This window comes from Streptomyces venezuelae, assembly GCF_008642335.1.
In the GTDB taxonomy this organism is placed as follows: domain Bacteria; phylum Actinomycetota; class Actinomycetes; order Streptomycetales; family Streptomycetaceae; genus Streptomyces; species Streptomyces venezuelae_F.
The window spans coordinates 19,721-31,804 of record NZ_CP029191.1 but is presented as its reverse complement, the minus strand read 5'-3'; the positions used below and the strand labels follow the sequence as shown (position 1 = coordinate 31,804).

General features: G+C 72.8%; 10 protein-coding genes. 9 read left to right on the top strand and 1 reads right to left on the bottom strand.

Going from position 1 to position 12,084, the window contains the following annotated elements; genetic code table 11:
- Positions 1–92: 92 nt before the first annotated feature.
- Positions 93–557: a VOC family protein gene (locus tag DEJ49_RS00140; RefSeq protein WP_150181768.1), complete on the bottom strand. Its 465-nt coding sequence runs from the start codon at positions 555–557 to the stop codon at positions 93–95.
- A gap of 210 nt (positions 558–767) precedes the next feature.
- On the opposite strand from DEJ49_RS00140, the gene DEJ49_RS00135 reads away from it, so the two are divergent.
- The 9 genes from DEJ49_RS00135 (at position 768) to DEJ49_RS00095 (ending at position 12,038) form a co-directional block, all read left to right on the top strand.
- Positions 768–1,094, top strand: coding sequence for a 4Fe-4S dicluster-binding protein (locus DEJ49_RS00135; RefSeq protein WP_150181767.1), 327 nt, complete (start codon positions 768–770; stop codon positions 1,092–1,094).
- Complete coding sequence (locus DEJ49_RS00130) at positions 1,091–3,028, top strand: hypothetical protein (RefSeq protein WP_150181766.1); 1,938 nt, start codon at positions 1,091–1,093, stop codon at positions 3,026–3,028. The genes DEJ49_RS00135 and DEJ49_RS00130 overlap by 4 nt, the downstream gene beginning before the upstream one ends.
- Positions 3,025–4,449: an amidase gene (locus DEJ49_RS00125; protein ID WP_150181765.1), complete on the top strand. Its 1,425-nt coding sequence runs from the start codon at positions 3,025–3,027 to the stop codon at positions 4,447–4,449. The genes DEJ49_RS00130 and DEJ49_RS00125 overlap by 4 nt, the downstream gene beginning before the upstream one ends.
- Positions 4,450–4,452: 3 nt before the next feature.
- Positions 4,453–5,973 carry a glutamine synthetase family protein gene (locus DEJ49_RS00120; RefSeq protein ID WP_150181764.1) on the top strand — a complete coding sequence of 507 codons (1,521 nt, stop codon included), beginning with the start codon at positions 4,453–4,455 and terminating at the stop codon, positions 5,971–5,973.
- A gap of 79 nt (positions 5,974–6,052) precedes the next feature.
- A complete protein-coding gene (gene purB, locus DEJ49_RS00115) occupies positions 6,053–7,342 on the top strand; it encodes an adenylosuccinate lyase (protein WP_150181763.1) in 1,290 nt (429 codons plus the stop codon).
- Positions 7,326–7,766: a GNAT family N-acetyltransferase gene (locus DEJ49_RS00110; RefSeq protein WP_150181762.1), complete on the top strand. Its 441-nt coding sequence runs from the start codon at positions 7,326–7,328 to the stop codon at positions 7,764–7,766. The genes purB and DEJ49_RS00110 overlap by 17 nt, the downstream gene beginning before the upstream one ends.
- 72 nt (positions 7,767–7,838) lie before the next feature.
- Positions 7,839–8,603, top strand: coding sequence for a response regulator transcription factor (locus DEJ49_RS00105; protein WP_150181761.1), 765 nt, complete (start codon positions 7,839–7,841; stop codon positions 8,601–8,603).
- Between the two features lie 403 nt (positions 8,604–9,006).
- Entirely contained in the window at positions 9,007–10,473 is a 1,467-nt protein-coding gene (locus tag DEJ49_RS00100; RefSeq protein ID WP_150181760.1) for a multicopper oxidase family protein, read from the top strand.
- Positions 10,470–12,038, top strand: a complete 1,569-nt coding sequence (locus DEJ49_RS00095; RefSeq protein ID WP_150181759.1) for an MDR family MFS transporter — start codon at positions 10,470–10,472, stop codon at positions 12,036–12,038. The genes DEJ49_RS00100 and DEJ49_RS00095 overlap by 4 nt, the downstream gene beginning before the upstream one ends.
- Positions 12,039–12,084: the final 46 nt, after the last annotated feature.

Genomic DNA, 12,084 nt, shown 5'->3' with positions numbered 1-12,084 from the left:
CCGACCGAAACCCGCACACGGCTGAGGCCGGCCCCCCTTCCCCGAGGCGGGCCGGCCTCAGCCGCGTGCGGCGCGTGTGGCGCGCAGGGCTCTCACCGGGCGCGCGGGCCCCGGGACGGCACGAGATTGATGCGCCACGACACCCCGAACCGGTCGGTCAGCCACGCGAACCGGGCACTGAATTCGTACCCGCCCGCCGGCATGATGACCTCACCCTTCTCGGAAAGCGCCGTGTAGAAACGATCGAATTCACTTTCCGATTCGCACTGCACATATATCGCGGTCGCGGGGGAGAACTCATACGAATCCCACGGCGCAAGATCGTATCCAACGGCCCCCGGCGGCGGCATGTTCGTACACATGAACATCTGCCCGTCGAGTGTGAACAGGGCGTGCTGCAGCACCCCTTCCTGCCATCCCGGCTCACCGGCCCGCGCCCGGATCATCCGGTGCACCTCGGAGTTGTCGAAGAGCGCGGTGTAGAACTGCAGCGCCTCCTCGGCCTGGCTCCTGAAGGTCAAGAACGTCATCAGTTTCGGCGTCGGCGTCGCAGGCATCGTGGCAGCTCCTGTTCGTGGTCCAACCCCGTAGGACCCCGGTGGGGACGGTGTGTGGGCACGACGGTAGAACCGCCCGCCGCTGTTCAACCGAGCAATTCACCGGTTGAACAAAGCAGTCGAGTACGCCACCACCGAAGCTCATGGAGTGGTCGAGACCCCGTCGTAACGATGTGGGCGTCTCGAACCGACCCGAAGGGTGAGTGTTCCGTGAGCGAGAACGCATTGCCGGCGGCGAAATCCGCCCGTTCCGAGCGGATCGCCGCGCGAACTCGCGGCGAGAACTGGAAGAAGCCACCGCGCCGCATAGAAACCTCGGAGTGCATCACCTGCGACAGCTGCCTGCGCGGCTGTCCCGAGGAGTTCGGCGCCATATTCGACCGCGGTCTCGACGTCGTCATCATTCCCGAACTGTGCTCGGGCTGCCCCGCCTGCGTCCTGGAGTGCCCCGTCGACTGCATCTACGTCGACGAGGACTGGCAGGCCACCGACGCGAGCCTGTGGAGCCACATCGACCTGTCCGCGGGCACCTCATGACCGGGCCCGCCGAGACGAACGGGCCCGCCGAACGCGAGAGCCGCCGCGCCGCCAACGCCAGAAAACGCCTCAGCCGCCGCCCCAGCCGCCTGGGCACCGCCGCGGGCACCGCACCGGGCCCCGACCGCCCCCGCGAGCCCGGCGCCGGCTTCCCCGCCCTCCTGGAGAGGGTCTGGCAGCGCGCCCGCACCGCCCCCGACCTGCGCGCGAGCGTCGACATCCTCCTCAGCCTCGACGGCCACGTACCGCCCCAGGTACAGCTGCGCGCCCTGGCCACCACCGAGGAAGCCGCCTTCCGCGCCCTGTGGGGCCTGACCTGGCGCGAGGACACCACCCCCGCCGGCCACGGCACGGAGCCGGCCGTCGACCTCATCGAGGCCGCCGCCGAGGAACCCGTCTTCGTCGGCGAGCTCGCCCTGGCCACCACCGGCCGCATCGTCCTGCGCGGCCCCGCCCAGGGCCCCCTGGACCGCCGCCACCTGGTCGGCGGCGTCCTGCGCGTGCCCTGGTCCCTGCAGGCCGCCCGCGCCTACCACGACCGCATGAGCCGCGCCGCCGCCCGCACCGCCCACACCCTGGCCGACTGCCGCGCCTGGCTGGAGCGCCAGGGCGAGAAGGGCCGCGACGAACTCCTGGAACAGGCCAAGGAAGCGGCCCTGCGCACCGCCCCCTTCGTGCTCTACCAAGAACACCGCCAGTACACCAACTTCCGCGAGCAGAACAGCCTCACCGGCAAGACCCTGTGGCCCGGACACCCCGACTGCGTCCTGAGCAGCCTGCAGCAACTGCCCCTGGAACTCTGGTCCGACCACGACGTGCAGCTGGTCATCGGCCTGACCCTGCTCATCCGCTCCGCCGGCGCCGGCCGGGTGGAGGAGGCCAACGGCACCCAGCTGAGCATCGACCACGTCGCCGCCATGCTCGAACGCATCCGCCACTCCTACAACAGCGTCCCCGGCCAGCCGGTCGCCCCCGCCGCCTCCCACGGCGTGGAGGACCTCAAGACGCTCGCCGAAGCACTCGGCACCCGCCGCCGCCAGGTCATCCGCCAGGTCCCCCTCTACCGCGAGATCCACGGCACCCTGATGCACAAGGTGGAACGCATCGCCGCCGACACCGACGGAGTACGCCGGCGCGACGAGGAACTCAGCCGCCGCCTGGCCGCCCGCCTCCCGCTGACCGGCACCACCCTGGACGAACTGGGCCACAGCGCGGCCGCCGAGCCCGCCTGGCTCGCCCGCCCGCACGGCGCCCACGCCACCGGACTCGAAGCCCTCGTCCACGAGAGCGTCACGGCCGTCGCCGACGTCTTCGCCGCCGACTTCGCCATGAGCCGCGGCATGCGCTCCCTGCCCGCCCTCATCGACGCGCTGCGCACCGAGAGCTGGGCGGAGATCTGCGGCTGGGACATCACCCACTACTTCTGCTGCGTGGTGCCCCGCCCCCAGGCACGCGCCCACTTCGGCGACTCACCCAAGGCGATGGCGGACGCGGCCTGGGCGATGTCCTCGCGCATGCAGTACAACTCCTGGCACTTCGTGCCCGGCAACCTGCCCCGCCACCCCGCCGTGGTGGCCCGCGACCACTTCGTGCCGCCCACCATCCCCGACATCGCGTTCTTCTCCGACCAGCACCACCACGGGCACGTCAGCAACCAGGTGCGCTTCTCCATCCGCTCCCCGCAGCCCGTCGAGGTCGCCGGACGCACCTTCAACGGCTTCGTCGACCTGCGCCTGCTGCGCTGCGCCGGCACCCCCTTCACCGAGCCCGACCTGCTCGCCGCCCACCGCGCCTCCCGCTTCATCGCCCGCGCCACCACCCTGGCCGCCGAACTCACCCTGGCCGGCACCCCCGTCGAGGTCACCGCCTTCGACGCCCCCTGGCACTGGCACACCATCACCGCCGCCCACACCCCCCAGGGCACCCCACGATGACCGCCGGGGCGCACGGGGCGCACGGGGCGCACGGGGCGATCGGGGAGCTCACCGCGCGGCTGCGGCGCCGCGAGACGACCGTCGTCGAGCACGTGCAGGCCGTACTGGACGCCGTACGCGAACACGACACCCTCGGCGCGTTCGTCACCGTTGCCGGCGACGAAGCGCTGCGCGCCGCCGAGCACGCCGACCGCCGCATCCGCGAACGCGGCGCGGGCGCCTGGCAGGGCGCCCCGCTGCTCGGCGTCACGGTCTCCGTCAAGGACCTCCTGCAGACCCGCGACCTGCCCACCACCCGCGGCTCCCTGCTGCCCAACCACCGCCCCCGCAAAGACGCCCCGGCCGTCGCCCGGCTGCGCGCCGCCGGCGCCGTCGTCATCGGCAAGACCACCACCAGCGAGTACGGCTGGAGCGCCGCCACCCTGGGCCGCACCGCGCCGCCCACCGCCAACCCCTACGCCCCCCACCTGACCGCGGGCGGCTCCAGCGGCGGCGCCGCCGCCGCGGTCGCCACCGGCCTGGGCGAGGGCGCCCTGGCCACCGACGGCGCCGGCTCCATCCGCATCCCCGCCGCGTTCTGCGGCGTGGCCGGCTACAAACCCTCCTACGGACGCGTCCCCTACGTCCCCAACGGCGTCGACCGCCTCGCCCACCAGGGCACCCTGGCCCGCACCGTCACCGACGCCGCCGCGCTCGCCGCCGTCATCGCAGGCCCCCACCCCGCCGACCCCGACTCCGGCCTGGGCTCCATCGACCTGCCCGCCCACCGCCGCCGCCAGCACATCGGATGGATCGAGTACGAGGGCACCACCGAGGAGATCCGCAAGGTCACCGAACAGGCGATGGGCGCCCTCACCGGCCAGGGCCACCACGTCGAACGCGTCCAGGTGCGCTGCGACGACCTCTACCCCGCCCTCGTCGACATCCTGGCCGCCGCCGAAGCCGCCGGCACCACCCGCGAGGACGAGGAACACTGCGACCCGGGCCGCCTGGAAATCGTCCGCTACGGCCGCACCCTGAGCGGCACCGCCCTGATGCGCGCCGAAGAAGTCCGCCAGCAACTGCGCACCCGGCTGCGCTCGGTGATGCGCCGCCACCACCTGCTGGCCATGGCCACCGTCCCCATCGAACCCTTCGACCTGCACGCCATCGCCCCGCCCTGGGCGGCCGACCCCCGCGACCTGCTCTGGCTGTCCTGGTCACCCGCCTCCTACCCCTTCAACATGACCGGCCAGCCCGCGGTGACCCTCCCGGCCGGCCTGACCGGCTCCGGACTGCCCGCCGGCATCCAGCTCGTGGGCCCCGTCGGCGCCGACGACCTGGTCCTGACGGTGGCCCACCGCCTGGAAAGGGAGCTGGGAGCCCTGCCCCCGCCCCGCCCCGGGCACGCGCTCGTCCCCGCCACCGAAAGGACCCCCTGACCCATGTACACCCGCGCATGGCGCTCCATAGCCGCCCAGGACGCCGTCGGCACCCCCTCCTTCGTCGCCGACCACGACCTGTGGAGCGAGGAGCAGTTCGCCGCCGCCGAACAGATCGAGGCCGACCTCGACCACCTCGACTTCGTCCGCCTGGCCTTCTGCGACCCGCACGGCCTGGCCCGCTCCAAGACCCTGACCGCGGACACCTTCCGCTCCGTGCTGCGCAACGGCATGAACTTCAGCCCCGGCCCCTTCCTCTTCGACACCGGCCACGCCATCGCCGTCGACTTCCTGGGCGACCCCGGCCTGGGCGTGGAGGAACTCGCCGGCGCCGGCAACTTCATCCTCGTACCCGACCCGCTCACCTTCCAGCTCCTGCCCGACACCCAGCCGCGCACCGCCTGGGTCATCGGCGACGAATACCTGCGCGAGGGCACGGCCCACCCGCTGTCCTCCCGCGCCGTACTGCGCCGCCTCGGCGCCGACTACACCGCCCACGGCTACACCCCGGTCACCGGCCTGGAAGTCGAGTGGTACCTCACCCGCCTCCTGGACCAGGCGCCCGGCAACACCGGCAACGGCTTCGGCCTGCAGGGCCAGGCGCCCCGGGTGGCCGCGATGAACGCCGGCTACCAGTTCAACCTGGACGCCCGCTACGACTCCGTCGCCCACATCACCGACCCCCTGGCCCTGCACCTGGCCGCGCTGGGCCTGCCGCTGCGCTCCATGGAGCACGAATCCGGGCCCGGCCAGGTCGAATCCACCTTCAGCCCGATGTCCGCCCTGGACACCGCGGACGCCATGCTGCTGTTCCGCACCGCCACCAAACGCTGGTGCGCCCGGCGCGGCCACCACGCCTCCTTCATGTCCCAGCCGCTCCTGGACGCCTTCGACCCCAGCGGCTGGCACCTGCACCAGTCCGTCCTGGACACCGCGAGCGGCCGCAACCTCTTCGCCGCCGACGGCCCCGCGGGCGGCCTCTCCCCGCAGGCCAAGGCGTACGCGGACGGCCTGCTCGCCCACACCAGGGAGCTGTTCCTGCTCTCGGTGCCCACCGTCAACGGCTACCGCCGCCTCGACTCCCGCCACGCGCTGGCCCCCACCCGCATGGACTGGTCCATGGAGGACCGCAGCGTCATGCTCCGCATGGTCGGCGGCGGCACCGGCGCCCACATCGAAAACCGCAGCGGCGAACCGTGCGCCAACCCCTACCTGGCCATCGCCGCCCAGCTCTTCGCCGGCCTCACCGGCCTGAAAGGCACCCCGGAAGGCGGCCGGCCCGCCCCCGCCGCCGAGCAGTCCGCCCCGGCCGCCGAACAGCACGTACCGCAGTCCCTGGGCGAAGCGCTCGCCGCGTTCACCGCGGGCCGCGCCGACCAGCTCCTGGGCCGCCCGCTGGCCACCTGCCTCACCCGCCTCAAGGAGAGCGAACTGCGCCGCTACGAAACCTGGTGCGCCACCACCGGCACCAGCCCCGACCAGGTCACCGCCTGGGAACAGCGCGAGTACTTCGAGGCGTACTGAGCGTGCCCACCACCCGCACGCCCCCGACCAGCATGCCGACACCCCACGAGCCGACACCCCGCAGAACAGAGGCCGTTGCATGATTGCCCGATACACCCTGCCCGAGATGGCGGAACTCTTCAGCGACCAGCACCGCTACGCCACCTGGGTCCGCGTCGAGATCCTCGCCACCGAGGCCCAGGTGCGCCTGGGACGCGTCCCCGAGGACGCGGTGCGCGACATGCGCCGCGCCCCCGTGCCACTCGCCCAGCGCATCGCCGAGATCGAGAAGGACCGCGACCACGAAGTCCTCTCCTTCCTCGCCGCCTACTGCGAGCACATCCCCGAATCCTCCGCCCGCTGGGTCCACCTGGGCATGACCAGCTACGACCTGGTCGACACCGCACTGGGCCACACCCTGGCCCGGGCCACCGACCTGCTGACGGCGGCCGCCCGCCGCCTGCGCCGCACCCTGGTGGCCCGCGCCCTGGAACACTTCGACACCCTCATGGTCGGCCGCACCCACGGCATCCACGCCGAACCGACCACCTTCGGCCACAAACTCGCCGGCTACGCCTTCGCGATCGACCGCTCCCTGACCCGCCTGACGGCCGCCCGCGAGGCCGTCGCCGTCGGCACCATCTCCGGCTCGGTGGGCACCTACGCCCTCATCGACCCCTACGTCGAACAGTACGTGTGCCAGTCGCTGGGCCTTGGCATCGAGCCCGCGCCCAGCCAGGTCGTCGCCCGCGACCGGCACGCCCAACTCGTGCAGGCCGTCGCCGCGCTGGGCGCCTGCGTCGAACAGATCGCCCTGGAGATGCGGCTGCTGCAGCGCACCGAGGTCGCCGAGGTCGAAGAACAGCGCGCCCCCGCCTACCAGGGCTCCAGCGCCATGCCCCACAAACGCAACCCCACCACCAGCGAACGGCTGTGCGGCCTGGCCCGCCTGCTGCGCGGCTACGCCACCACCGCCCTGGAGGACGTCGCGCTGTGGCACGAGCGGGACCTGGCCCACCAGTCCGTGGAGCGGGTCATCCTGCCCGACAGCCTGGCCGTCGCCCACTTCCAGGCCACCCGGGCCGAAGAGCTCCTGGCCCACCTCACCGTGCGCCCCGAGACGATGCGCGCCGCACTGGAGCGCACCCACGGCCTCATCTACAGTTCGGCCGTCCTGGCCGACCTGCTCGGCGACGGCACCGAGCGCGAGCACGCCTACCGCTGCGCGCAGGCCGCCGCCAACCGCACGGCGGCCACCGGCACCCCCTTCAAGGACACCCTGGCCGCCGAGGGCGTCGAGCTGCGCGAGGAGCCGCGACCCGAGCGCTTCCTCGTCCACCACGACGTCATACGGCGGCGATTGGAGATGCTCGATGAGCTGGAAGACTGAACGCGTCAACGGCGCCGACCTCGACCTGGACGAGGTCCTGGCCGTCTACCACGCCTCCGGACTGGGCGAGCGCCGCCCCGTGACGGACCGGGAGCGGATGGCCGCGATGGTGCGCGAGGCCAACCTCGTCGTCGTCGCCCGCGAGGCGGACAACACCCTGATCGGCATCGCCCGCAGCATCTCCGACTTCTCCTACGTCACCTACCTCTCCGACATCGCCGTCATCCGCGCCCACCAGCGCTCGGGGGTGGGCCTCGCCCTGATGGAGGAGACCCGCCGCCAGGCCCCCGACGCCAAGGTGGTGCTCCTGTCGGCGCCCGCCGCCACCGGCTACTACCCGCGCGTGGGCTTCACCCGGCACGACTCGGCATGGGTCCTGAACCCCGGGCAGCCCCTGGCGGGGCCGCCGTCCCGGCAACCGTAGGCGCACCCGGACCGCGGCGGGCCGCCGCCCGCCGGCGGCCCGCCCGGGCACCGCACACCCCACGGGGGAGGCATGAGCCACATACCGTCACCGGCACTGCTGGAGCCCTGCACCGCCGTGCCCGCGGGCGCCCGCCCCGCCGAGCCGCCGGGCACCCCGCCGCCGGCCCGCGCCCCCACCGGCCAGCGCATCCTGGTGGTCGACGGCGACGCGGCCCTGGCCGGCTCCCTCACCGCCCAGCTGCGCCGCCACGGCCACGACCCCGTCGGCGTGCGGCACGGCAGCGCGGCCCTGCAGGCCTACGAGGACGTCGAGTTGGTCCTGCTCGACCTGGACCTGCCCGACCTGGACGGTCTGGAGGTGTGCCGCGCGATCCGCGAGGTCAGCCGCGTCCCCATCATCATCGTCACCGCCCGCCGCTCCGAACTGGACTGCGTGCTCGGCCTGCACGCGGGCGCCGACGACTACGTCACCAAGCCCTACGGGCTGCGCGAACTCATCGCCCGTATCGAAGCGGTGATGCGCCGCACCCGCTGGCAGCCCGCCGCGGCCCGCGAACTGGACCTGGGCCGGCTGCGCATCGACGTCGACTCCCGCCAGGTCACCGTCGACGGCCGGGCCGTCGCCCTGACCCGCAAGGAGTTCGACCTGCTGTGCCTGCTGGCCGCCCAGCCCGACACGGTCATCCCGCGCAAGCAGCTCCTGCAGCAGGTGTGGGGCGACTCCTGGTCGCGCCGCACCATCGACACCCACGTCAGCAGCCTGCGCGGAAAACTCGGCGGCAACGGCTGGGTCGTCACCGTACGCGGCGTCGGCTTCAAACTCGGCACGGGCTGACTCCCACACAACACCCCGCACACCACCGCACCCCGCCCGCGCTGCACCCAGCACACCACCGCGCACGCACCGCACCGCACCCCGCACGCAGCACACCAGGCGAGCGCCACACCCACACCGCACCACGTGCGCACACCGCACCCACACCGCGCCACGCAAGCCCGCCGCACCCGCATGTGCACCCGCACCGAGCCCGCCGCACCCGCACCCGCACCGCGCCACGCAAGCCCGCCGCACCCGCATGTGCACCCGCACCGAGCCCGCCGCACTCGCACCGAGCCCGCGCACCCACCCTCCCGCCGCACCCGCACCCGCACCCGCACCCGCACCCGCACCCGCACCCGCACCCGCGCCCACCCTCCTGCCGCACCCGGCAGCGGCGCCGACCAGCCCTGGAGCAACCATGATCAACCGACGCAGTGCCCTGAGCGTCACCCTCGCCACCGGCGGGGCGGCGCTCACCGGCGCCGGCCTCACCCCGCTGCTCGCCGCCCGCGCCCGCCCCGCCACCACCACCACCGCCAACACCCCCGCGGCCCCGGCCGCGGCGCCTGAGAAGTTCCGGCGCCCCATGCCCCTGCTGCCCGAGAAGAAGCCGACGGGCCGCACCGGGAAATCCGACGTGTACGTGATGACGATGCAGCCCGCCCGCGCCCAGATCCTGCCCGGCGGCCCGTCCACCGACGTCCTCACCTACGACGGCCACTTCCCCGGACCCGTCATCCGGGCCCGCTCCCACCACCCCGTCATCATCCGCCAGCGCAACCGCCTCACCGTGCCCACCGCCGTCCACCTGCACGGCGCCGCGGTGCCCCCCGACAGCGACGGCGACCCCATGGACGTCATCGAACCCGGCACGGACCGCGTCTACCACTACCCCAACCGCCAGCCGCACGCCCCGCTGTGGTTCCACGACCACGCCCACCACCTCGAAGCGGAGAACGTCTACCGCGGCCTGTCCGGCTCCTACCTGCTCACCGACGCCACCGAACGCGCCCTGCCCCTGCCCAGGGGGCGCTACGAAGTCGTCATCGCCCTGCGCGACGCCCGCTTCGACGACAACAACCAGCTCGCCTACGCCATGGGCGACCGCGCCCGCAACACCCTCCTGGCCAACGGCGTGCCCTACCCCTACTTCCAGGTCGCCGCCCGCAAGTACCGGCTGCGCCTGCTCAACGCCTCCAACCAGCGCCGCTTCGAACTGCGCCTGGCCGACAACAGCCCGATCACCCAGATCGGCTCCGACGGCGGCCTGCTCACCGCCCCCCACACCACCGACCGCATCGCCCTGTCCGCCGGCGAACGCGCCGACGTCGTCGTCGACTTCTCCCGCTACCCGGTGGGCACCGGCGTCGTCCTGACCAACACCACCGGCACCGGACCCGCCGAACAGATCGGCGAGGTACTCCGCTTCGACGTGGTGCGCACCGCCCACGACCCCAGCCGCATACCCGAGCGGCTGCGCACCCTGCCGCCCCTGCCCCGCCCCGACACCGAGCGGACGGTGGTGCTGCGCATGGACGAGGGCGGCGAACACCCCGGCGCCTACATCGACGAGAAGGAGTACGACCCCCAACGCGTCGATGCCCGCATCAAGTTCAACACCAGCGAGGTCTGGACGGTCACCAACGCCAACGCCCGCGCCGAGCACAACTTCCACCTGCACCTGGTGCAGTTCCGCGTCCTGGAGCGCGCGGGCCGGCCCCCGGGGCCGGAGGAGAGCGGCCTGAAGGACACCGTCCACCTCGCCCCCGGCGAAACCGTGCGCCTGCAGGCCGTCTTCGACAGCTACCGCGGCCGATACCTCTACCACTGCCACATGTTCGAGCACGGTGTGCGGGGCATGATGGCCACGATGCACATCAGATGAGGCACACCGGCCACCAGGAGGAGCCCGTGGACGCGCCGACGGGCCAGGCCCCAGGGACACGGCGCGACCCGGGGCCGCGCAGCATACGTCTCGCGCTGATCCCCCTGCTGCTCGCGATGCTGCCCTCCTCGCTGGGCTCCACCATCGTGGCGACATCCATGCCGACCATCGCCGGCGAACTGGGCGGCACCGCCTACCTGTCCTGGGCGGTGACCTCCTACACGCTGGCCGCCGCGGCCTCCATCCCCGTCTGGGGCAAGCTCGGCGACATGTACGGGCGCAAGCGGTGGCTCGTCGTGGCGATGTCGGTGTTCCTGACCGGGTCACTGCTGTGCGGCCTGGCCCAGGACATGGCCGAGCTGATCGCCGCGCGCACCGTGCAGGGACTTGGCGGGGGAGGCCTCGCAGTCGGTGTCATGGCGGTCATCGGCGAGCTGATCCCACCGCGCGAACGCGGCCGCTACCAGGGCATGATCACCAGCGTCATGGTGTTCTCCATGACCGCAGGCCCGCTGATCGGCGGCTCCCTCACCGACTCGGCCGGCTGGCGCTGGGCGTTCTGGTTCAACCTGCCCCTCGGGCTGCTGTCGCTGGTCCTGATCGCCCGCCTGGTGCGGGTGACCGGCCGGCGCAGAAAGGCCCACATCGACTACGTGGGCGCGCTGCTGCTGGTCGTGTGCATCGTCTCGTTCGTGCTGGTGGTCACCTGGGGCGGCGTCGAACACGCCTGGAACTCGGCGACGATCGTGACGCTGTCCGTCCTGTCCGCCGCGGCCCTGGCCGGCTTCGTCCACGCCCAGTCCCGCGCGCTGGAACCGGTGCTGCCCCCGCACCTGTTCGGCGAGCCCAACTTCTGCCTGATGGCCGCCCTGAGCTTCACCAACGGCTTCGTGATGTTCGGCGCCGTCCTGTACCTGCCGCTCTACCAGCAGGCCGTGCACGGCGTCTCGGCGACCGGCTCGGGTCTGCTGCTGCTGCCGATGCTCGGCGCCCTGGTCCTGGCCTCCCAGCTGTCGGGCCGCACCGTCGCCCGCACCGGCCGCTACAAAATCCTGCAGGTCACCGGCTCGGCCGCGATGCTCACCGGCACCCTGCTGCTCTCGCATGTGGGCACCGGCACCTCACGCCTCTCCGCCGCCCTGTTCATGGCCCTGCTGGGGGCCGGCATGGGCTTTCTGGGCCAGAACGTGATGACCGTCGCCCAGAACAGCGTCGGCGCCCACGAGGTCGGTGTCGCCTCCGCCGCGATGACCCTCTTCCGCACGCTGGGCCAGTCGGTCGGCGTCGCCGTCATGGGCACCTTGTTCAACCACCGCGTCCGCGACGTGATGAGCGCGCACACCCACGGCACGGCCCTGCACCGCACCCGCCTGGACGCCGAGAGCATGCACCGCCTCAGCGCCCCGGTGCGCGCCGTCTACCGCAGCGCCGTCGCCCAGGGCGTGCAGGGCGCGTTCGTGCTGGCGTCAGTGGCCGCGGGCCTGGCGCTGGCGGCCGCGCTCGGGGTCCGCGAGGTCCCCCTGCGCGCCACCGGCAAGCCCCCCCAGCAAAAGCAGGACACCTGACACAAAGATCCGGCGCCGCACCTCCTGCCCCGACTTCCGGGGCAGG

Coding starts and splice junctions, on each gene's coding strand:
- DEJ49_RS00140 (WP_150181768.1), bottom strand. CDS start 557: ATGCCTGCGACGCCGACGCCGAAACTGATGACGTTCTTGACCTTCAGG.
- DEJ49_RS00130 (WP_150181766.1), top strand. CDS start 1,091: ATGACCGGGCCCGCCGAGACGAACGGGCCCGCCGAACGCGAGAGCCGC.
- DEJ49_RS00125 (WP_150181765.1), top strand. CDS start 3,025: ATGACCGCCGGGGCGCACGGGGCGCACGGGGCGCACGGGGCGATCGGG.
- DEJ49_RS00120 (WP_150181764.1), top strand. CDS start 4,453: ATGTACACCCGCGCATGGCGCTCCATAGCCGCCCAGGACGCCGTCGGC.
- purB (WP_150181763.1), top strand. CDS start 6,053: ATGATTGCCCGATACACCCTGCCCGAGATGGCGGAACTCTTCAGCGAC.
- DEJ49_RS00110 (WP_150181762.1), top strand. CDS start 7,326: ATGAGCTGGAAGACTGAACGCGTCAACGGCGCCGACCTCGACCTGGAC.
- DEJ49_RS00105 (WP_150181761.1), top strand. CDS start 7,839: ATGAGCCACATACCGTCACCGGCACTGCTGGAGCCCTGCACCGCCGTG.
- DEJ49_RS00100 (WP_150181760.1), top strand. CDS start 9,007: ATGATCAACCGACGCAGTGCCCTGAGCGTCACCCTCGCCACCGGCGGG.
- DEJ49_RS00095 (WP_150181759.1), top strand. CDS start 10,470: ATGAGGCACACCGGCCACCAGGAGGAGCCCGTGGACGCGCCGACGGGC.